This window comes from Marinimicrobium agarilyticum DSM 16975, from assembly GCF_000423345.1.
Classification (GTDB): domain Bacteria; phylum Pseudomonadota; class Gammaproteobacteria; order Pseudomonadales; family Cellvibrionaceae; genus Marinimicrobium; species Marinimicrobium agarilyticum.
In genome coordinates this window covers 259,541-281,380 of sequence record NZ_AUHU01000003.1, presented here as the reverse complement: position 1 = coordinate 281,380, position 21,840 = coordinate 259,541, and the positions used below count along the sequence as shown (strand labels likewise).

The window sequence follows — 21,840 nt, the reverse complement described above, 5'->3', positions numbered from 1 at the left end:
GTCCCCGCCCATGATTGAATCCATCATTCGCTGGTCGCTCGGCAACCGCTTGTTGATTCTGGCGGTAGCCGGCGCGCTGCTCGTCGGCGGGGGCTGGATGGCCAGCCGCACGCCGGTGGACGTGTTCCCGGACCTGACCGCACCGGTGGTGACCATTGTCGCCGAAGCCCATGGCATGCCCCCGGAGGATGTCGAACGGCGAGTGACCTTCCCCATCGAAACCGCCATGAACGGCGCCAGCGGGGTTCGCCGCGTTCGCTCAAATACCGGCGTAGGCATCTCGGTAATCAGTGTCGAATTCGAGTGGGGCACGGACATCTATCGCGCCCGGCAGATCGTGTCGGAGAAGCTGCAAACCACCAGGGCGGCCTTGCCACCGGAACTGCCTGCGCCGGTGCTGGCGCCGGTATCGTCGATTATGGGGGAGATCATGTTCATTGCCCTGGTCTCCGATCGCCACGATGAGATGGCCCTGAAAACGGCCGCAGACTGGACCGTGCGCCGTCGCCTACTCGCCGTGCCGGGCGTGGCGGAAGTGATTCCCATTGGGGGAGAGACCCGCCAATACCAGGTAGTGGCCTCTCCCGAGCGTCTCTCTGCCTACGGTATTTCCCTGAACCAGCTGCGCACATCAGTGGGCGAGTCCAACGCCAATGCGGCGGCGGGCTTCGTCACGGAAAACCGGCAGGAGTATCTGATTCAGGGACTGGGTCGCGTCCACACCATTGAGGACATCGGCGAGGCGGTCATTACCCAACGCGAGGGCACCCCGGTTCTGGTACGCGATGTAGCCGAAGTCGTGATCGGGCCGGCACCGCGCCGGGGCACGGCCGCCTACAACGGCGATCCGGCGGTGGTGCTCGGCATTCAGAAGCAACCCAATGTAAACACCCTGGCATTGACCGAATCCCTGGATACCGTCATTGCGGATCTGGGCCAAAGCCTGCCCGAGGGTATGCGTATTGAAACCAACGCCTTCCGCCAGGCGAGTTTTATCGATAACGCCATCGACAACCTTCTGGTGGCCCTGCGCGACGGCGCCGTGCTGGTAGTCGCCATCATGTTCATCTTTCTCGTCAGCGCCCGGGCCACGGGTATTGCCCTGATGGCGATTCCCCTGTCGGTTCTGGTGACCGTACTGGCCATCCGCTGGCTGGGGGGTACGCTGAACACCATGACTCTGGGCGGCATCGCCATCGCCATGGGCGCGCTCGTGGACGATGCCATCATAGTCGTGGAAAACATTGTCCGCCGCCTGCGGGAAAACACCCAACGCCCCGAGCCGGAACGCGAACCGGCCCTGCCCGTTGTTCTAAGGGCCACCCATGAAATTCAAAGCTCCATCGTCTTCGCCACGCTGATTATTGTTCTGGTGTTTCTGCCGCTGTTTTTCCTCGACGGGGTGGAAGGCCGACTACTGGAACCGCTCGGTTTTGCCTACGTCATTTCTCTGGCCGCCTCCTTGCTGGTGGCCCTGACGGTGACACCGGTGTTGTGTCTGTATTTTCTGCCGGGCAGCAAGGCCGTGCGACAGGACCACGACTCTCGCTTAATCGGCTGGCTCAAACGGCGTTATCGGCCGTTGTTGAAAGCCTCGTTGAACCATACCCGATGGGTCGTTGGCGGGGCCGCCGCAACGCTCGTGTTGGCACTGATCGCTTTGGGCTTCGCGGGAAGAGGGTTTCTGCCCGAGTTCAATGAGGGCAGCCTGACCCTGAGCGTGGTCACCCTGCCCGGAACCGCTCTGGAAACGTCCGATGAGATTGGCGCGCGGGTCGAACACATTCTGCTGGAGCAGCCCGAAGTCGTCGCCACCGCCCGGCGCACCGGTCGGGCCGAACTCGACCCCCATGCACAGCAGGTGTTCGCCTCGGAGATTGATGTGACCCTGGACATGGGCGAGCGCAGCAAAGAGGCGATGCTCGCCGCACTGCGCCAACGCTTCGCCTCGATTCCCGGCACCAATGTCATCATCGGCCAACCCATTTCCCATCGCATCGATCACATGCTGTCCGGTACGCGGGCGAATATCGCCATCAAAATCTTTGGCGCGGACTTGTTTGAACTTCGCCGCTTGGGCAAAGAAGTGGAAAGCCTGGTGAGCGAGGTCCCCGGCGCGGTCGATGTGGCCATGGAGCAGCAGAGCGAAATTCCGTTTGTGTCGGTCAAGTTCGACCGTCCGGCCCTGGCCAATTACGGCTTGAGTATGTCGCAGGCGGCGGAGCTGCTGGAAACGGCCTTTACCGGAACAGTGGTCAGCCAGATCATGGAAGGGCAATCGACCTTTGATCTGGTGGTGCGTTTACCCGAGCAGGCCAAGTCATCCGTAGAAACGCTGAAGCAAACTCTGGTTACCCTGCCCTCCGGCGCGGTGACCTCGTTGAGCGCCCTGGCCACGATTGAAAAACGGCGCGGGCCCAACACCATCTCCCGGGAAGATGTGCAGCGCAAGCTGGTGGTCATGGCCAACGTGGCGGACCGCGCTCTGGTCAGCGTAGTGGAGGATATTCAGACGGTGGTGCGCGAGAACGTGCCCTTGCCGGCGGGATACCACATAGAGTACGGCGGTCAATTCGAGAGTGCCCAGTCGGCGGGAACGCGGCTGCTGCTTCTGGGCGCGGCGGTGATTCTAGGAATTTTTTTACTGTTGGTGACCGCTTTCGGCTCGATGCGCGACGCCGGCCTGATCATGCTGAACCTTCCTCTGGCTGTCATCGGGGGTATTGCGGGCGTGTGGTTGACCGGTGGGACTTTGACCATTGCTGCGGTCATCGGTTTTATCACTCTGTTTGGCATCGCCACCCGCAACGGCATTATTCTGATTGACCATATCCAACGCCTGATTCGCGATGAAGGCGTGGCGAGGCGCGCGGCCATTATGCAAGGCGCCGAAGAACGCTTGATTCCCATCCTGATGACCGCACTGGGCACAGCACTGGCGTTGGTGCCTCTGGCACTCGCCGCCGGTGAACCCGGCAGCGAAATCCAGGCACCCATGGCGGTCGTTATTCTGTGGGGGCTATTCACCTCCACCGCCTTGAATATGGTGGTGGTCCCGGCCATGTATTTGCGCTTTGGTGAGGCCCATACCAAATAGCTGAGACGCTCCGCCCGGGCAAACCTCAGTCGGTGAAACGCTGGGCCAGGCGGATCAGAGTTTGTGTCATGGTGGCGATGGCGGGTATCAGGTCGGCCTGTTGAATGGCTTCGTCCGGATGATGGCTGACGCCGCCCTTGCAGCGCACAAAGTACATGGCGCAATCGGCGATCTCCGCCATGGCCATGGCATCGTGGCCCGCACCGCTCATCAGGCACAGCGGCTGAAGGTTCAGCTCCGACAATACCGCGCACTGCAGCTGCTGCCACCAGTCGGCGCAGGCCACCGCGGGCGCGTTGTGGATTTCCCGCCACTGCGAGCTCAAGTGACGGGCCTGTTCGATGCGGGCCATGCTGCCCCGAATCGACTCCAAGGCTTCATCGCGCCGACGGTCGTCTCCCGAGCGAATGTCCAGTGACAGCTGCACCGCACCGGGAATCACGTTCACGCCACCGGGCTGCGCCTGGCATTGACCGACGGTGGCCACCACATCGAATTCCTTTGCCGCCCGTTCCACCGCCAGTATCCATTCCGCTGCACCGACCAGGGCGTCCTGGCGCATCGCCATGGGCACCGTGCCCGCGTGACCGGCATAGCCGGTCAGCTCAATCTGATAGCGGCGGGCGCCGGCGATGGCGGTCACCACCCCCATAGGCTCATTGCGCTGTTCCAACACCGGGCCCTGCTCAATGTGCAGCTCCAGATAGCCGAGCAAGGCCTCCGACGAGCGTGCCGCGTTACCGATCTTTGCCGGGTCCAGGCCAAATTGCTCAAACGCTGAATGCAAGGAAACGCCCTCGGCGTCGGTCAGCTCCCACCAGGCATCCTGCCAGGTACCAGCCACGGCGCGGCTACCCAGCAACGTGGTGCCAAAGCGCGAGCCCTCTTCATCCCCGAAGCCGACAATATCGATATGAAACGGCAGGCGTACCCCGGCCGCTTGCAGTTGCTCCACAGCGGAGAGCGCGGTCAGCACCCCCAGCATGCCGTCGTAGCGACCGGCATTGGGCACCGTGTCCAGGTGAGACCCCAGAACCAATGTCCGGTTGGCCGCCGGATCGGCCGCAACACAACGCCCCCAGAGGTTGCCGGCGGCATCCTCCCAGGTTTTCAGGCCCGCCGCCTGCATCCACTCCGCCACCTGATCATTGACCCGCCGGTGTTCCGGGGTGAGGTAAAAACGGCTGAGGCTGGTCGGGTCCGAGCTGATCTCTGCCAAGGCATCGCAGCGGGCCATCAGGCGCGCGGCCGGTTCGTTCAGGGCCTTATCCGATAGGTTCAGACTCATACGCCCTCCCCGGTGTAGACATCCAGGGCCGTCTCGACACCCGCACCGGCGGTGAGGGAGTGTCCACCTCGGCGCAATACGGCTTCCAGGCAGGCCAGAGTTTGCAGGACGGCGTCTTTGCGGGCGTTGTAGCCCATGGTGCCGATACGCCAGATTTTGCCGTGCAAAGGTCCGAAAGAGGTACCGATTTCGATGCCGAAGTCATTCAGCATGGTTTGCCGTATCGGCTCCCCCGGAACGCCGTCGGGAATATGAATACCCACCACGTTGTGCATCTTGTTCGTCTGGTCGCCAAACAGGCTCAGGTTCATGGCAGCCAGCCCCCGGGCCATGGCGAGGCCGTGAATCCGGTGACGCTCAATGGCATTACTGACGCCTTCTTCGAGCAGGATGCGGGCGCACTCCCGGGCGCCGTAGAGCATGGTGGTGGCCTCGGTGTGGTGGTTGAGCCGCTCATCGCCCCAGTAGTCCATGATCATGCCCAAATCGAAATAGTTGGAGGGAATACGCGGCCCCTTGCCGTCCCGGTGATGGTCGCTGCGAATGCCCGCTTCCACGTGTTTGCGCCGGCGAATCACTTCCACGGCTCGCGTGCTCAGGGTCAGGGGCGCACTGCCGGAGGGGCCGCAGAGGCACTTCTGCAGGCCGACGGACACCGCATCCAGGCCCCAGGCATCGGTGCGGAACGGGTTGCCGCCAATGGAGGCGGTGGCGTCGGAGTAGAACAGGACGCCGTGCTCACGACAGATGGCTCCCAGGTCTTCCAACGGTTGGAGCATGGTGGTGGAGGTATCGCCCTGCACCACGGCAAGCACTTTGGGCTGCACTTCACGGATGGCGGTTTCAATTTCCTCCGGGGTGAAGACCTGGCCCCACTCCTTGCTGAGAGTGTGCACCTCGGCGCCGCAGCGCTCGGCAATTTCGGTGAGCAGGTGGCCGAAGCGACCAAAAATAGGTACCAGGACCCGGTCTCCCGGTTCCAGCAGGGACACCAGTACCGCTTCGATGCCCGCGCGCGAGGTGCCGTCCACCAGGAAGGTCCACTCGTTGTCGGTCTCGAACACCGCCCGGTACAGGGCCATGGTGTCGTTCATGCATTGGGTCATGGCCGGGTCGTACTGGCCCACCAGCTGCGCAGACATGGCCCGAAGGACCCGCGGGTCCACGGTAATCGGCCCCGGGCCCATCAGCAGGCGCGGGGGTGGAGAGAAAGGCCGCATCAGTTTGGAGGCGGGTTGAAGCGTTTCGGACATATCACACTCCCAGGGTCTGCATCAGCATGCGAGCGCCGCTGATGCACAAAAAGATGGCGAACACGCGCTTGAGCCAGAGCGCATCCAGTTTGGAGCCCAGCCAGGTGCCCACCGGTGCCAGCAGCACCGTGAGCGGCACTATGGCGGCAAAGCCGGCGAGGTTGACCAAACCGACCATGCCGGCCGGTGCGCCGGTCGGCGTCTGGGCCAGCAGCATGGCGGTGGCGCCCGGCAGGGCGATCAGAAGGCCGAAGAAGGCGGCGGTGCCCACGGCCCGGTGCGGAGCGACATTGCAGGCGGTGAGCAAAGGCACGCCCAGGGTGCCGCCGCCGATGCCGATCATCACTGAGAAATAGCCGATGCCACTGGCCATCAGCCCCTGCCCCGGCAGGCCGGGCAGCGAGTCGGCGACCGGCGGCGCCTTGGGGCGGAAGAGCATATTGGCAGCCACCAAGAGGGCGATAACACCGAACACGCCGCTGATGACCTGGCCCTTTACCACCAGAGCCGTAGCGCTACCGGCAATGACGCCGAGCACCATAAACGGCCACCAGCGTTTGATCAGCGCCCAGTCGACATTACCCCGCCGGTGGTGGGATCGAACCGAGGACAAACTGGTGGGGACAATCACCAAGAGGGAGGTGCCGGTCGCGACCCGAATCGCGACATCGGGGTCCACTCCCAGGCCCTGCAACACGAAATACAAGACCGGCACGATGACGATGCCACCGCCCACCCCGAGCAGGCCGGCGAGCACCCCGGCGAGAGCGCCGGTCGCCAGCATGGCCAGAATCGTGGGCAGCCATTCGTTCAAAAATGCACTCAAGCGGGGGACCTCCCCACCAGCCCGGCACCATCGCTGCGCGGGTCGCTGGCAGCGGTGACCGGGCCGCCGTTGAGCGCAACCACCGCGCCGGCGTGGCCCATCATCTCACTGTGCGAGGGCACGGTGCGGGTCCGATGACCCATTCGGGCCAGGTCATCACCTACCGCGTCGGCCAGGTCGGCTTCGAGTTTGAGATCCTCATCGGTCTCGCCCCAGGTTCGGCCCAGCAGCCAACGGCCGCGGCTGATGGCCTCATCCAACGGCATTCCGTCGTACCAGTAGCGAGTCAGCAGCGCCGCCTGGGTTTGCGGCTGGCCCTCGCCGCCCATGGTGCCGTAGGCCATGCGCCGACCGTCGTTGAACAGGGCCAAAGCCGGGTTGAGGGTGTGCAGGGGGCGAGCGCCCGGGCGCAGGGCGTTGTGGTGGTTCGGATCCAACCGGAAACTCAGCCCCCGGTTGTTCCAGACCAGGCCAGTGCCGGGAAGCACCAAACCGGAGCCGAACTCCCAGTAGAGGCTCTGAATAAAGCTGACCATGGTGCCGCGGCGGTCCACGCAGCCCATCCAGACGGTATCGCCGGGCTCGGCCACTCTCGGCCAGGGCGAGGCGGTATCGCCAATTCGCCCGGCCAGTTCGTCCAGGGTCTGGTCCGCCAGCCACAGTTGGCCGAGCTGGCGCATATAGCGAGGGTCAGTGATTTCCCGGTCCCGGATCAGGAAGGCCTGCTTGGTGGCTTCCACCAGGGTGTGAATTTTTTTCGCCTCAGACCAATCGTCCCGATAGAGGCGGTCGTACAGGGCCAGGATGATCAGCGAGGCCAGCCCCTGGGTGGGGGCCGGCAGGTTGTAACACTCGCCAAAGCGGGTGGTGAGCGACAGGGGCGTGACCAGCTTGGCGTGATAATTTTCGAAATCGGTCAGACGCAGCGGGCTGCCCGCCGCCTCCAGCGCGGCCGCCAGATCGTCGGCAATGTCGCCTCGATAGAAGCTCTTCAGCCCCTGGCGGGCGAGACGATCGAGGAAGTCCCCCAGTTCCGGATTGCGCAGGGTGTCGCCGGAGGCAAGCGGTTGTCCGTTTCGGGTAAAAAGCCACTGGTATTCGGCTTCCCCCTGGAGCTCGGCGGCTACCTTGCGACTGGCCGCAGCCAGTGAGTCCGTCACCAGAACACCTTCGCGTGCCAGGGAAGCGGCCGGCGCCAGTAGTTCATTCAGTGGTTTCAGGTGGCGGGTTTCGCCGATCAGCTCCCGGGCCCGCTGCCAACCGGCCAGAGTGCCGGCCATGGTCAGGGCCGATTGGGCACCTCGAGCGGGTATGGCCTCAAGCCCCTGGTTCCGGTAGTAATCGATACTCGCCCGCTCGGCGGCCGTGCCGCAAGCGTCGATGGCCCGGGGCGCGTGGCCCGGCTCGTGAATCAGCCAGAAGCCGTCGCCGGCGAGGCTGTTCATGTGGGGGTAAAGCACGCTGATGGCCGCAGCAGCGGCGATCATGGCATCCACCGCGTTGCCGCCGTCTTCCAGTACCTTCAGCCCAATGTTCGACGCCTCGCGGTGCGGTGCACTGAATGCCACTTGGGTCATGAGCGGGTCTCCGTCAGGGTGTGGGCCAATTCGAGCAGCACCTTGTCGTGCCGGTGCGCGCCCAACAGTGAGACGCCCATGGGCGCCCCATCGCGCGCGAGCACCGGCATATGCAACTGCGGCAGGCTGCAAAGCCCCGCCGGGGCCGTCAGGCCCATCAGTTGGCTGCGATAAACCGCAATCCGGTCACTGGCGGCATCGAGACGCGGGGCCGGACCGGGCGTGGTGGGCATGAGCACCGCCTCCACACCTTCAAACCAACTGGCGATGGTGGCACACAGCTGCGCCCGGTCGCGCTCGGCACCGACCTCATCGGCCTCGGTCAGGCCCCGGCTCCATTGCAGCCGCGCCTGTATGTCCGGAGCGAACACCGGCTTGCGCTCGGTGAGCCAGCGGCCATGGGTGCGCCAGATTTCCCGCCCCTGCAAGGTTCGGAAACAGTCACTGGCGTGGTTGAGCCAGTCGCCGTTCACTTCAATGCGCCGGAGAACGACCGCCGAGGTGTCTAGGGACTGAAGCCAGGCGTCATGCTCTTCGCGCCAGAGGGGCTGACCGCCCTGCTCCGGTACCAACACCGCCAGAGTGGCCGAGCCATTGTTCGATCGGGTTGGCAGATCCTCAGGCAACAGGATGTCCCCTACACGCTTTAGCAGGGCGGCAGTGTTCGTCATCCAGCCCACGGTGTCGAATCGCGGAGCCAGGGGGACGGTCTCCTCCAGGCTCAGTTCGCCGTGGGTGGGTCTCAGCCCGAACAGGCCGTTATAGCTCGCTGGCACGCGAATGGAGCCCCCGGTGTCAGTACCCAGACCGATGTCCGCCTCCCCGGCGGCCACCACCACGGCGGAGCCGGAGCTGGAGCCGCCGGGCAGGCGGTCCTTGGCGCGCGGGTTCAAAGGCGTGCCGTAGTGAATATTCTGGCCGTTGAGGCTGTAGGCCAACTCGTCGGTGAGGGTTTTGCCCACCAGTTCGGCCCCGGCGCTCAACAATTGCGCGACCACCGGTGCGGTGCGGGTGGGCAGCGGATGGCTGGCGAGCCAGTCCGGGTTACCGGCACCGGTGGGAATACCGGCAATATGGAACAGATCCTTGACCGCCAGCCGCAGTCCCGACAGGGGGCCGCGACCGGGGGCGGGAACGGCCCGTTTTTCAGGCCGCCAGGTGTACGCGCGCGGGTCCATAGGCATTTAGGGCAAATCAGCCACCGAGGGGATGCGATTCTGGTAAGTATCCCAGTTGGTCAGGATTTCTTCCATTACTTCGGAACCGACGATGTAGGCACTTTCGAGCGCTGCATCCAGCCCGGCGTAACCGTCGTTTTCAGCCAGCAGGTTCTCCACCGCGGTCACGCCCGGAGGCGGCATGGTGTAGTTGCTGCCGGTGCGCAGCACCATGACCCGATCCTTGTCCACTTTGCCCAGATTGTCCAACAGGCTCAGTGACAGGAAGGTCCCGGTATCTTCCATCGCGGAGGTAACAAATTCACCCTCGCCCTCGGTCCAGTATTCAACCCATTTGTTGGCCCAACCGTTGAGAATTTCCCCATGCCAGAAGCGCATGGCGGCCAGTTGATCACCCTTCAGAACAAACGGCGGCTTTTGCGCGTTGGGGTGCTCGGTGTACAGGGAGCGGGGTTCTTCCAGCCCTTCCATATCCGGCAGATCGGCGTCCTTGGTCAGCTCGAACGCCCAGTTGAAGAGTTCGGAGTTGAGCTTCAGCATTTCGAACGTGGGTTCGGGTTTGTTGGGGTCATAGGGTTTGCGTGTGTGCCGCGGGAAAATACCGATGTCCCAATCCTCCGGCACTTCGCGCATATCGATCTGGTGAGCCAGGTCGCCATCAACCAGGTACTCGGCCCAGGCGGCGGAACCGATGGAGGCATCTTCCGGGTCAATGCCCGCAATCCCGGCCACCAGCCAATAGGCGTCGGTCAAATCAAAGCGCGGGTCCATCCCCAGCGCCATGGCGGTCCCGGCGGAATAGGCCGTGCCAATGCCGGTGATGATACCGAGTACGCCGGTCTCTTCGTTCAAGTAAATATCGTGCGGTGAGTTTTTAAAAGGCAGCACGGTATCCAGATCTGCGCGCTCCTTCCACAGCTGGAACTCCCCCGCCTGGTCGCCTTCCACATCGCCAATCTCAAACATGGAGACCACCACGAATTTGATTTTGATCGGCTCGGGCGCCTTGGTGCTCTGCTGGGCACAGCCGCCGAGCAGCAACGCACACAGCAAACCGGTCACAGAAAATTTAGTCAATTTCAACATGAAGTCAGTCCTGTTTCTTTTGGGAGGTCATTTCGGGGTGGTTGATCAAGCCGTCGGACACCCGGGGCTTGCCTTTGAGTTTGGCGATGGCGGGCAGCGAAGCCAGTACGATATCCAGGCTCAATGGATTGACGCGCGGGTAGAGTTCCTCCATCAGGGAGAAATCCCAGTCCGCGCGCCCTTCGGCCGGATTGGAGATCACGCCAATGGCGGCGTAGTTGATCCCGAGCATGCGCGAGTAAGCCATTTCCGAGGCAAGGTTCATGGTGACCAGGTCGCCGCCCATGCGCGCCATCATTTCCACTTCGGCCACAGTTTCAAAACGGCCGCCGCGACTTTGCAGAACCGTGCCACCATCGTGAATACTGATATCTTCGTAGTCGGGGTTGTCCAAGATCGCTTTACGAGTCTGCTCCAACAGAATATCGCGAATGTCGGTATCCACCGCCGGGACGAAACGCGGCAGGGGAATGGCGTTCGGGTCCCGATAGACTTCGTGGGGAATGCTGATGGGCCGATCGATATTAAGATCGATAAAGTCGTCTACCAGAATGTAATCGTACACTTCCATGCTGCGGTTGATGGCGCCGGCGGTGGCGCCGCCGACGGCTTCCTCGACGCCCAGGTCGTACAGCGCCACCCAGGTTTCCAACCACTTGCCCTGGCCGTGGGCATGAATGTAGTAAAACGGAATGCCTTTGTGCTCGGCATAGTAGATGGTGGGGGATGTTCCCACCTTGGTATCAATCGTGAATTCGGATTGAATCAGACCGTCACGATGAAAAATGATGTCGTTCAAAAAAGTGCCACCCAGTATGGCGATGCGGGCCTTGGGTTGGGCTGCATCGGCCATACCGGCGGCCAACAGGAAGAACACGGTCACGACGAGACGGAACGGTCGAAAGAATGTATGGAACATGAAGGTGACTCCAAATAAATGAGAGAGCGGGCTCAGCTGTTGTTGCGACTCTGCCACCGACTTTGACGGCGCAGGCCTTCAGCGTATTTGAGCCAACCGCTGGCCTGCTCGCGGGTGTCATCGTAGGCGCGCGCCTTGCGCAGGGCGTCCAGTCCCGCTTCGAAGTTTTCCTGTTCGGTCAGGGCGATGCCCAGGGTCAGCCAGACCTGCCCCGGTTTCTCCAGAGGCAGTTTTTGCGCGCGCTCCAGGGCCGCCACCGCATCGGCCCAGCGGGCCTGCTCCACGCGGATGTTGGCAATGCGCAGGTAGGGGTCACCCTCCCCGGTGGCTTCGGCCAATGCTTGTAACGCGGCCACGGCTTTATCGTATTCGCGAGCGCTGTTCCAGGCGCTGACACTCAGTCCGAGAAACGTCTCCTCGCGCGGAATCAATTCCTGTTCGAACGCCGCTTCCAGAAAACGACCGGCGCGATCGGGAATGCCTTCGGCGATAGCCAGCTGGACCAGGGAGCGCACAGAGTTTTCCTTTTCCAACACGCCGTTGCGCCAGGCGAGTTGCAGGCTGGCCAGTGCTTTGTCCTGCTGTTCGAGCATCAGGTACACGCTGGCCAGTTGCTCCCAGTATTGGGGTTTTTCCGGCCAGTGACCCGCCGCACCACGCAAGAAGCGGGCGGCCTTGTCGTACTCCTCCAGCTGGAAGGTGGCAGCGATCAGCAATTGGTACCAACTCTCCTGGGGGTCGTCGGTCATGGTGACCGCCTGCTCGGCAAAAGGAATCGCATCGGCATAGCGTTCGGTCTGCGCCAGCAGGTTGGCCATGAACATCAGTTGTTGCGGTTGCGGGTCCTCGAGTGTCTCAAACCATTCCCGAGCAAAGCGGATGGCTTCGGCAAACTGTTCCTGGGCGGCGTACAGCTGGGCGACCATGTACCCCAGCTCCACTTTCATCTGCTCCGGCAGCTTTCCGATATCCAGGCTGGCTCGCATCAATTCCAATGCCTTTGGATAATTGTCCCGACCGAGTTCGAGGTAGCCGAGCATCTGCAATACCATGGCCAGGTCCATGGTATCCGGGTCCACCGCTTCACGCAGCTCGCGCAGTTCGGTGAGTGCCTCCGCGGTTTTTTCTTCGGCCATCAGCGCCTGAATATCCGTGAGCTTGTTGTAGGTACTGCCGCTCAGTGACTCCCCCTGAGCAAACGCCAAAGCGCTACCGCCGAGAAGAAGCACTACCATCAGCGGTCGACAGAGGCGGTGCAGGCACTTGGCAATCACATTACGCATGTCGGTCACTCTCCCAACTTGAATTCAATGGTCTGTTGCGCCTGTTGAGGCTGAGGTTCGCCGTTCACCATTTTTGGCCGGAAGCGCCAACGCTGCATCGCCTGAACCGCGGCCTGATCGAACAAGCGCGGCGGATTGGAGTCGACCACCTCCACATCCGCAACCGTGCCGTCAGCGCGAATCTGCACATGCATGGTGACGTAGCCTTCGAGCTTGGCCTGACGAGCACGCTGTGGATAATTCGGCGGAATTCTCACCGTCGGAATCACATCCGAATCAAAACCACCCATGCCGGTACCACCACTCCCGGAGAGGCCCGCCATATTGGGACCGCTGCCGGTCTGCAGGGGCATATCCATACTGGGCATGTCCATGGACAGTGCGGCCTGGTTCTGCACCTGGTTATCCTGAACCGCCGCGGTGGGGGTTTCCGGCGGCGTGTCCGGCTCCGGAGGCTCCTCGGGGGTACGTCGGTCCTTGGTTTCCACCTTGTCTTCCGCCGCATCGATGCGAACGAAATTCAGTGCCGGGCTGTCACCGCCGCCGTCGGCGAACCGACCGTCGGTGGCAATCAGCACCTGCATGCCGATAAAGATCAACAACCCCAGCAGCGCCGCCGCGCCCAAACTTACCGAATATTTCACCCACATCAGTTATTCTCCGACGCCACCGATACCGATTCGGCGCCGGCAAGCCGGGCCTGGTCCATCACCTGAATCAAGGTGTCCGTATTGGAATCCCGGTCGGCGACAATAATGACCGCCGCTCCCGGACTTTCCGCCAGGCCGCGCTCGACATTGGCGCGAATCGCACGTTTGTCGATCTGGCGTTTGTCCATAAACACCTGGTTGGCGGCGTCGATGCCAATCTGGATGCTGTTGGACTCCGCCTGTACGGCCGTATCCGCCTGGGGCCGAGTGACATCGACGCCCGCCTCTTTAACAAACGTCGATGTGACGATAAAGAAAATCAGCATGATGAACACCACATCTAGCATGGGCGTCATATCGATATCGTTATCGTCGTCTTCGTTCATGAAAAACTGGTTATCACTCATAGCAACCTCGGTGGCCTGTCATTCGTCGCGCGACATGGCGGTATGCAAGCGCCGCCGTTCGCGCTGGTAGCGACGGTTCAGCTCCGTCGCAAAAGGGATGGCGAGAATCGCCACCACCATGCCCGCCATAGTGGGAATGGTGGCGGCACTGACGCCATCCGCCATAGCGCGTGGGTTCCCGGAACCCATGTACGCCATCACATCAAAGACCTGGATCATGCCGGTCACGGTGCCGAGCAACCCGAGCATGGGCAGCAATGCAATCAGCGCGGTGATCAGCTTCAGGTTGCGTAGCATCGAGCACTCCACTTCAGAGAAAAGCTGGCGGCGTTTTTGCTGGTTGAACCAGCGCGAACCGCCGCTGACTTCCCGCCAATGATTGAGCTGGCCCGACCGGTTCTCCGGCAACTCGCGCAGGAAGAACCAGTAGCGCTCGACGATCAGGCACCAGAGCCAGATGGTGACGGCCAGAATGACCCAGAGCACATCACCACCGGCATCCAGGAAGTCGGTCAGTTTGGATAAGACTTCCATCTCGGCCTCCGCTTAAGCTTTGGTCTTGGCAATGTCGACCGCTTTATCGGCGATCATGCCCGAGGCCTGCTCGCCAATCATTTTGCTCAGCTGCTGCACCCGGCTGCTGAGCAGGCTGCTGGAGAGCAACAAGGGGATGGCGACAACCAGGCCGAGCACGGTGGTAATCAACGCTTGTGAGATACCACCGGCCATCAGCTTGGGATCGCCCGTGCCAAACAGGGTGATCGCCTGGAAGGTGCCGATCATGCCGGTGACCGTACCCAGCAGACCCATCAGCGGCGCGATGGCGGCAAGTACTTTGATAATCGACAAACCCCGGCGCAATTCCGCGAGATCCTTGAAAATGACCTCTTCGAGTTTTTTGCTGAGCGCATCGAGATCGTTCAGGTGCTTATTCTCATAGTAGGCCTGCATCATGCGCCCGAGCGGGTTGTCGCTCTCGGCGTGTTCCATATCCTTGAGCTGGCGGCGCATGCGTTTGGAAACGCGCGACAGCTTGATCAAGCGCTCGATCACAATGAGTATGCCGATGATGCCCACGATAATGATGGCGTACCCCACTTCTTTACCCTGCTGCACCCGCTCGCCCAGGCTCGGGGATTGAACCAGCAAGCCCAACAGCGAACCGCGCGAGGGGTCGAGCGCAAACGCAACCGTGGCATCTCCCGAGGCAGAGTAGAGCTCCTCCGCGGTGGAGCGCACGGAGCCGGCGGGCTGACGCGGCAACTCAATCAGTTCCTGCGAAGAGGACTCGTAGTCAAGATAGGTGTCTTCGGTAATGACATTGAAGGTACCGACCCTGACCACTGGCGTACTGTAGGTTTCCCCTGACGCCCGCACCACATCGCTGTCGAACCGGCTGACGTTCCCGGACTCGGCGATTTCCTGCAACATGACCGACCAGAGCTCCTGCATTTCGGGAATGGTTGGAACTTCCTCGGCCTCCGCCAGCCGTTCAATGGTCTCCAGTCGCTCGGGAAATTCCGCTGAGACAATGGAATCGAAGAAGATCGACTGCATGTCGCCAGCCACCTGACGGAAAACGCCGAACAGCTCCCCGAGGTTTCCGACCCGGCGGTCGAGCTGTTCGGTCAGATCCGAGAGCACGGTTTCGTTCTCGTCAAAGACGGTTTTCATTTCTTCCCGGCGACGTTCCTCGGCCGCCAGTTGGGCTTGAACCTCTTCGAGCATCTGTTCGCGATCATTGGCCCGGGCCAGAAACTCCTGCTCCCGCGTGCTGTTGTAGGCGGCCTCGGCGCGCGCATCAGAACTGACCTTCTGATACAGCGCCTCGAGCGACTCCTGAGCCAGAGCGGGCGCTGCCAAGGCCACTGTCAACGCGGCAAAGGCCCATCCCTTAAACGGTCGAATCATTGATTTCATACGGTTTCCTCACTGCTCCGGCGCGTTGATGGGAAGCGTTAGTAGTTCAGGCGGCGCCTGTTTGCGGGCGACCCGAAGGCCATCGCGGATGGCGGTGCGATAACCCGCATCCAGCGCTTCCCAGCTGTCTCGGTCGCTGTTCCAGCGACCGACGCGGTTGCCGTCAATAGTCTGGTAGTAAAGTCCGACGCGGCCGATGCGCAAGAACTCAACCTTGCGCGGCTCCCCGTCCATCACCAGATCACCCCGATAGGCTTCGATGGTTCGGCCGTATTCGACTTCCACCTGGTAGGCTTCAAGAATGCGCCGATATTTTTCCCCGGCACTGACGTCGGCGCGATCGATCAATTCACTCAAGTTCGCGACACGCTCTTCCCGCTCGTTCTGCAAAAAGGGCACATCCGAGGCCACCACTTCCGAGAGCATCTCGGTCATCTCCAGCATCAGCGGCAGCGCTCCGGTTTCAATATCATCGATGGTGTCAATCTGATTTCGGATGCTTTCCATTTCCGTATTCTGGGACTGAATCAGCTTGTCCATCTGCTGGTTGTAGATTTTCAGACTCTCCAGGCGTCGGGAGGCAATGCGAAATTCCTGGAAATCGCTCTTTGCCTGATCGTCCAGTTGATCGATCCGCTCCTGGCTGGCGGCGCCGTCACGGTCCATTTGCTCCTGGCGAGCCATGCTGTCATCAACGGCCAGCGCGGGCATTGCCGACACCGACAGAGCGGCCAGGAGCAGAGAGTTACGAAGTCGCATAATTAACCTCTATCAAGTACGGGGCCGGCAGTACCGGCCCCTTTTACACTCAGATACCTTAGAACTTGTAAGCCAGGCTGACGGAGTAGTGGCGCGGCAGTTCCGGCAACACAATGGTGCCCCCGAACAGATCCGGGAAGTTGGCGCGGAAGTAGGTCTCGTCGGTCAGGTTCTTCACCTGAGCGCTCACGCTCCAACTGTCATTGCTGTAACTGAGGCCCGCGTTGAACAAGGTGTAGGAGGGAAGCTCCACCGCCTTCGAAAAGCCCGTGAAGGTCGAGTCGGCGTGCACGGCACTGGCAGTAAACCGGTAGCCATCAGCAAACTCATAGGAGCCGGTGACGCTGATCATGTTTTCCGGGATACCGGTCTTCTTGGCATCATCTTCGGAGCCGACCAGCGTCAGCCCCTGCATGACATAGCCGTAGAACAGCGACGGATCATCAATGCCGGTCAAATCCTCAGCCCCCTGGAAGCCGAACTGCGTTCCGTTCTCCAAAGCAGTCAGGTTGACCACCTCTACGTGAGTCAGCGCGGTGGTCAGCGTCAGGGAGTCGGTCACCAGAAAGCGGGCCTCGAACTCATAGCCTTCGCTCTCGGTGGTGTTGTTGCTCACCAGATCCTGAGCGCTGTAGTTGGTACGGGTTTGAGTAAACCACGCGGCGGCGGTGTACAACCGATCATCCAGGAAGCTGGCTTTGAAACCCACCTCTTCCAGCTCGGAGTCTGCCAGGGCGTTGCCATCGGCGATCAGGCCCGGCGCCACTTCGGAACCCTGCCCCATAATGATGGTGGCCTGCTCGGAAACCGTAACGTAAGGCGTAATGCCGCCGGGCAGCTCGTAGGAGATACTCGCCGTCCAGGAGACACCGTCGTCAGTTTCCGAGGCAGAGGTGACCGCATCCGCAGCGGGGGGCACATGGAGCTTCTCGGTGACCACGTCAGTATTGAACTCGACGCTGTCGTAACGGGCGCCCAGCAGAACGTCCAGACTTTCACCCAAGCTGTAGTCGGCCAGGAAAGCGAGGCCATAATCGAGGTGATCCCCAACCAGATAGTTGGAATAATCCGAATCAGTCACGGTGGCCAACAACATGTCGTCAGCGCCAGCAATGGGCTGGCTCAGGTCGCGCCGGTCAAAGTACTCATAGTCGAATTCGTCGGCCTGCTCAAAGTCGGTGTAGCGAATGCTCGGGGAAATCTGGTAGCTACCCCGAATACTGTCGGAGTGGGCAACATCGAACGCGAAAATGGTCTGGTTTTCAAAGGCGTAGGTATCCACCTTCTGCGAGAAGCCGTAGAGGTTCTCGTTGATGTTCTCCAGCGACTCATAAAACGTTTTGTTGGTAATGGTGAAGTTGTCGTTCACGCTGTGGATTACATCAAAATACACGGTTTCCACGGTGGTGATCAGCTTGTCTTCCGGTGCTACCAGTACCTGGCTGCCATCCAATGTCGTAGTGCCGGTATTTTCCAACGCCCAGGCCGGGTCCAGATCCGCCTCGGTCGCCGCCGAGGCTGGCACGAAGAAGTTGTTGGAGGTACTCTGAAAGGTTTCTTTCCAGGCGTCATACTCGTCTGGAGAGTTATAGCCGTCGCCATTAAGATCAACCGACTGTGCGGTACCGGTTATGTAGGTGCCGTTATCGATCAGCTCCTGGGTCAGACGGTTCCAACCGGCTACCTGGTTGCCATCAAACTCGTGGTACATGCCACCGAATTCAAAACGCGTATTCGCACTGATGTCCATATTGAATGAGGCTTGGAGAATATTCTGGTCGGTGTGGCTGTTCTGGTAGTAGCTACCGGAGTTTTCCGTTTCCGCATAGATGTAATAGCCCATGGGTTTGTCGCCCACGCTGGCCGGGCCACCCACTTCGGCCGTCAGTATGTTCTTGTCCCAACTGCCACGGGTAATGGACAGCTCGCCGGTCGGCTCAGTCAGGTATTGGCCGGTTTCCGCACGCGCTGACTTGGGCTCGAAGTTGAGGTAACCCCCAATTTTGGAAGGGCCATAAATCGGACTTGCCGGGCCGCGCACCACATCAATGCGGTCAGACGCACCAATGGGCGTTGGATAGTTACCGGGGTTGTTCACGCGACGGACGCCGCGGAAGTAGACTTCACCCGGCGTCCCGCGCACGTCCAGAGAGCCTGCGACGCCGAAGAAGGATTGGGTGAATGAACCGGGAGCAATCAACACCAGGTCGTCAATATCGGTGATGTTGAAGCTGTCCATCATAGAGGCACTGACGGACGTCACACCCCGCGGTGTTTCGAGTAGGGTTTTACCAAACCCGAATACGGATTCGACCGGCTCGGTGGGCATCAACCCCATGGTGTCTTCCACCGAACCTTCAGTAGTGTAGGTGCCGAGATCCACGGAATCTTCTTCCGTTTCCTCCTCCTGAGCGACAGCACCGGCACTCGCCAAACCGCAGCCAAGTCCGATGACTAACGCAAGCTCTTTGTATTTAAAGCGGGTGTTCGTGGTCATAGTACGTGCACTCCAAAGTCTGTTTTGTGTTTGCCTGAACAGCTACAGAAGAGATTGCAAGCGCCATGCCATTTCCTGTCCACTTGGTTACGATTTTGTTTTTATCGGGAATAACTCATTAAAATCAATTAGTTAAGGATATTAAAATTTGATTCAAATGATTATTTGGGAGAGCCGGGCCGTCTTCTGCCGGTGCGACGGGAAATGTGGAGGTCACTGCTGATGCACACTGCACCAAGGTGCACCAATTGGTGACTTTTTCAAAAAAAACACCGGCTGGGCCTAAGCCCGCCGGTGAAGGGAGAGTCACCTGCATCGGTGAGAGAAGAGGGTCTTCCACGAAGGGGAGAGAATGGCTTATTCCCAATCGCACAGTTGGTAGTGGTTACAGATAAAACCATGGCTGAGCGGTTCCGCATCCTTTACCGTCGAAAATCCGCGGCGCTTGAAACGGGACTCAAAGTTCGCGATGCGCTCATCAAAGGTTTCGACCAGTTGCCGCTTGACCTCGTCTTCGACGAAGGCGTGAGTCAGGGAGTTTCGGCTCAACAGCTTGAGTTCTTCCCAGGAAAGGTTGTATTCCTTAACCGCGACAAAAAATTCATCGGTAATATTGGAGTCCCACATGCCTCGGTCATCGGTGGACAGCGCTACCGGAATGCCGATACGCAGATACTCGGGGAAGGGGTGCTCCGAGTAGTCGTCGACGTATTCGAGCAAGAGGTTGGAAATCAGGTTGATCTCGATCAGATAAGGGCCGTGGCGCAATTCGCGCAGCAGCTCTTCGTCGTTGATCAATTGAATACCGTGACCGATGCGATCGGCCCCCAACATCAGAGTGTCCCGAATGTGGCGGTTTGGCTCATCCAACTCACCGGCGTGGACCGACAGGCGAACATTGCTGTGGGTGCGACGCAGGTCCCGCAGGGTGTCCTTGAAGCGCATGGGGTAGCCTTTGTCGTTATCCTCACGCCCAACCATATTCACCGCCAGGTAAAGATCCCGGTACTCTGAAACGAACTCGTAGGCGTCGATCAGTTGCTGTTCGGCATTGGGCGCAAAGCGCAGAATCGACTCCTGGAAGCGCACGGTGACGCCGGTATCGCGGGCGTCCTTTTGCTTCAGCCGCTCCTTGTACAGGGCCACGACTTCACCGGCGGGAATGGGCGTGCCGTCAGGCTCGGTAAATCCTTTGGCGCCCATCATCGTTTCCAGGTAAATCAGCCCCTCACGCCCGAACGCCTCCATGTTGCGATAGAGAATTTCCATCATCAGGTAGGGGCTGTTGAGCAGCTCGTCAAAGCGTTGCCAGTGGGTGGAGAAGAATTCATCCCGTCCTTCGTGATCGTGATTGAGCACCAGGCTGTTCTTCCAGCCTTCAATCTCCTTCTCATTGAGCTCTGACAGCCGCTTGTATTCCGAGCGCTCGCACTCGGGCAGGGTGTCGTAGGTCGATGCCAGAATATTGTGAAACAACAGCAAGTAGGGTTGGCGGCCAAACTCGTTGTGACCATAGGGTTTGCAGTTGTTGATTTTGACCTTGGTGTAAAACTCGTAACCATGGGCCTTCTGCTCCAGGGCCAGCTCATACCACCATTCGGGCAGCCCTGAACCACTCATATGGTTGTGCAGGTCGCCACCTTTGGGCATGGCGTACAGGAAGGTGTACAGCTCCCGATCAGACGCCTCGGCCTTGAAGCGTTCAAACCAATCGTCCTCGGCTTTGGCCTGTACAGCGCCGAGTACCAGCCAGAAAGCCGCTGACAACCAGGCGAGGATCAGGGTCTTGGATAGCGGTGTGGTGTTCATTCAGTCGTCCGTTCAAATAATGGGGGGCGCACAAAACACACGCCAGCGTTCGTTTGAGTCAATACTCACCTTGCTGGCTAGCAATTGTGGTACCAGGTTTATGGCAGCCCCGCTAAACCGCCACTGGCGCGACCCTCGGCCGGCCAATAACCTGTCCAATTGGTCGGGATTTGTTATTTGCTGGTGCACTCGCTCCCCGCGTGCCCCGAAATACAGCGCCCGGATCGTTATAAAGGCGCTATTGATACCCTGTCCGGTGGCACAGTTTTTGAACAACATATGAATAGCCTATGTTGATCAGCGGATTCCCTTACGCTGTCTTCGCCCAACCGAGAGCCCATGATGGAAAGCCATTACCCCAGAGACATGATCGGTTACGCCGGTCGGCCCCCAAAGGTCAACTGGCCGGGCGGTGCCCGACTGGCCTTACAGTTTGTGATCAATTACGAGGAAGGGGCAGAGAACTGTGTGCTGCACGGCGACGATGCCTCAGAAACTTTCCTGTCCGAAATCATCGGGGCCAAGGCCTACGCTGATCGCCATATGAGCATGGAGTCCATTTACGAGTACGGCAGCCGGGCCGGCTTCTGGCGGCTGCACCGGCTGTTCAGCGAGTTGCAGGTGCCGGTGACGGTGTACGGGGTGGCCATGGCCCTGGAGCGCAACCCCGCCGCCGTGGAAGCCATGCAATCCGCCGGCTGGGAGATCGCCAGCCACGCCTACCGATGGATTGATCACCAGTTCATGCCGATCGAGCAGGAGCGGGCGCAGATCGAGAAAGCCATTGACGTCCATACCCGAGTCACGGGCGAACGGCCCCTGGGCTGGTACACCGGGCGAGACAGCCCGAACACCCGGTCCCTGATCATGGAGCGCGGCGGCTTTCTGTATGACTCCGACTCCTACGCTGACGATCTGCCTTACTGGCACTGCACCCAAGAAAAGCCGCCGCACCTGATCATTCCCTACACGCTGGATAACAACGACATGCGCTTCGCCTCGCCTCAGGGCTTTAACTGCGGCGAGCAGTTCTACACCTACCTCAAAGACAGCTTCGATACCCTTTACGCCGAGGGCGCCGAGGCCCCCAAGATGATGAGCGTCGGGCTGCACTGCCGCATTGTCGGTCGGCCCGGTCGATTTCAGGCGCTTGAGCGCTTTGTCCGCTACGCACTCAGCCACGAAGACGTCTGGTGCTGCCGCCGGGTGGATATCGCCCGCCATTGGCACCAGCACCATCCCGCCACCGAACAGGAGAATTGATGCTATGGTTTACCGGTGTTTGATACTC

Annotated in this window: 17 protein-coding genes; 2 read left to right on the top strand and 15 right to left on the bottom strand. The window is 60.4% G+C overall.

Translation table 11 applies throughout. From position 1 onward, the window contains the following. Positions 1-10 precede the first annotated feature (10 nt). Positions 11-3,097: an efflux RND transporter permease subunit gene (locus G547_RS0101280; RefSeq protein WP_027328302.1), complete on the top strand. Its 3,087-nt coding sequence runs from the start codon at positions 11-13 to the stop codon at positions 3,095-3,097. A 25-nt stretch (positions 3,098-3,122) separates the two neighbouring features. Here G547_RS0101280 and G547_RS0101275 read toward each other — a convergent pair whose 3' ends face one another. The 15 genes from G547_RS0101275 to G547_RS0101205 all read right to left on the bottom strand — a co-directional run bounded on the left by G547_RS0101275 (position 3,123) and on the right by G547_RS0101205 (position 20,549). After that, positions 3,123-4,385, bottom strand: coding sequence for an allantoate amidohydrolase (locus G547_RS0101275; protein WP_027328301.1), 1,263 nt, complete (start codon positions 4,383-4,385; stop codon positions 3,123-3,125). Then, positions 4,382-5,638, bottom strand: a complete 1,257-nt coding sequence (locus G547_RS0101270; RefSeq protein WP_051234531.1) for a pyridoxal-phosphate-dependent aminotransferase family protein — start codon at positions 5,636-5,638, stop codon at positions 4,382-4,384. The genes G547_RS0101275 and G547_RS0101270 overlap by 4 nt, the downstream gene beginning before the upstream one ends. A 1-nt stretch (position 5,639) precedes the next feature. Continuing rightward, positions 5,640-6,452, bottom strand: coding sequence for a TSUP family transporter (locus G547_RS0101265; protein WP_036186377.1), 813 nt, complete (start codon positions 6,450-6,452; stop codon positions 5,640-5,642). Between the two features lie 8 nt (positions 6,453-6,460). Then, positions 6,461-8,041 (bottom strand): gamma-glutamyltransferase family protein, encoded by a 1,581-nt coding sequence (locus G547_RS0101260; protein WP_027328298.1) that lies wholly within the window; start codon positions 8,039-8,041, stop codon positions 6,461-6,463. After that, positions 8,038-9,225 (bottom strand): amidase, encoded by a 1,188-nt coding sequence (locus G547_RS0101255; protein WP_027328297.1) that lies wholly within the window; start codon positions 9,223-9,225, stop codon positions 8,038-8,040. The genes G547_RS0101260 and G547_RS0101255 overlap by 4 nt, the downstream gene beginning before the upstream one ends. Beyond that, positions 9,226-10,305 (bottom strand): purine nucleoside permease, encoded by a 1,080-nt coding sequence (locus G547_RS0101250; protein ID WP_027328296.1) that lies wholly within the window; start codon positions 10,303-10,305, stop codon positions 9,226-9,228. A gap of 4 nt (positions 10,306-10,309) precedes the next feature. After that, the gene (locus G547_RS0101245) at positions 10,310-11,224 is read right to left on the bottom strand and encodes a phosphorylase family protein (protein WP_027328295.1); all 915 of its coding nucleotides are present in this window, start codon (positions 11,222-11,224) and stop codon (positions 10,310-10,312) included. A 32-nt stretch (positions 11,225-11,256) separates the two neighbouring features. Then, the gene (locus tag G547_RS0101240) at positions 11,257-12,507 is read right to left on the bottom strand and encodes a tetratricopeptide repeat protein (protein ID WP_036186374.1); all 1,251 of its coding nucleotides are present in this window, start codon (positions 12,505-12,507) and stop codon (positions 11,257-11,259) included. 5 nt (positions 12,508-12,512) lie between these two features. After that, positions 12,513-13,157: an energy transducer TonB gene (locus G547_RS0101235; protein ID WP_027328293.1), complete on the bottom strand. Its 645-nt coding sequence runs from the start codon at positions 13,155-13,157 to the stop codon at positions 12,513-12,515. Then, positions 13,157-13,564: an ExbD/TolR family protein gene (locus G547_RS0101230; RefSeq protein ID WP_027328292.1), complete on the bottom strand. Its 408-nt coding sequence runs from the start codon at positions 13,562-13,564 to the stop codon at positions 13,157-13,159. The genes G547_RS0101235 and G547_RS0101230 overlap by 1 nt, the downstream gene beginning before the upstream one ends. A gap of 18 nt (positions 13,565-13,582) precedes the next feature. Beyond that, positions 13,583-14,098 (bottom strand): MotA/TolQ/ExbB proton channel family protein, encoded by a 516-nt coding sequence (locus G547_RS0101225; RefSeq protein WP_027328291.1) that lies wholly within the window; start codon positions 14,096-14,098, stop codon positions 13,583-13,585. A 12-nt stretch (positions 14,099-14,110) separates the two neighbouring features. Beyond that, the gene (locus tag G547_RS0101220) at positions 14,111-15,484 is read right to left on the bottom strand and encodes a MotA/TolQ/ExbB proton channel family protein (RefSeq protein ID WP_051234530.1); all 1,374 of its coding nucleotides are present in this window, start codon (positions 15,482-15,484) and stop codon (positions 14,111-14,113) included. 9 nt (positions 15,485-15,493) lie between these two features. Continuing rightward, positions 15,494-16,243, bottom strand: coding sequence for a DUF3450 domain-containing protein (locus G547_RS0101215; RefSeq protein ID WP_027328289.1), 750 nt, complete (start codon positions 16,241-16,243; stop codon positions 15,494-15,496). 58 nt (positions 16,244-16,301) lie between these two features. Then, complete coding sequence (locus G547_RS0101210; protein ID WP_027328288.1) at positions 16,302-18,740, bottom strand: TonB-dependent siderophore receptor; 2,439 nt, start codon at positions 18,738-18,740, stop codon at positions 16,302-16,304. Between the two features lie 357 nt (positions 18,741-19,097). Then, positions 19,098-20,549, bottom strand: a complete 1,452-nt coding sequence (locus G547_RS0101205; protein ID WP_084645518.1) for an adenosine deaminase family protein — start codon at positions 20,547-20,549, stop codon at positions 19,098-19,100. 339 nt (positions 20,550-20,888) lie between these two features. On the opposite strand from G547_RS0101205, the gene puuE reads away from it, so the two are divergent. Next, positions 20,889-21,812, top strand: coding sequence for an allantoinase PuuE (gene puuE / locus G547_RS0101195; RefSeq protein ID WP_245573300.1), 924 nt, complete (start codon positions 20,889-20,891; stop codon positions 21,810-21,812). The last annotated feature ends 28 nt before the right edge of the window (positions 21,813-21,840 follow it).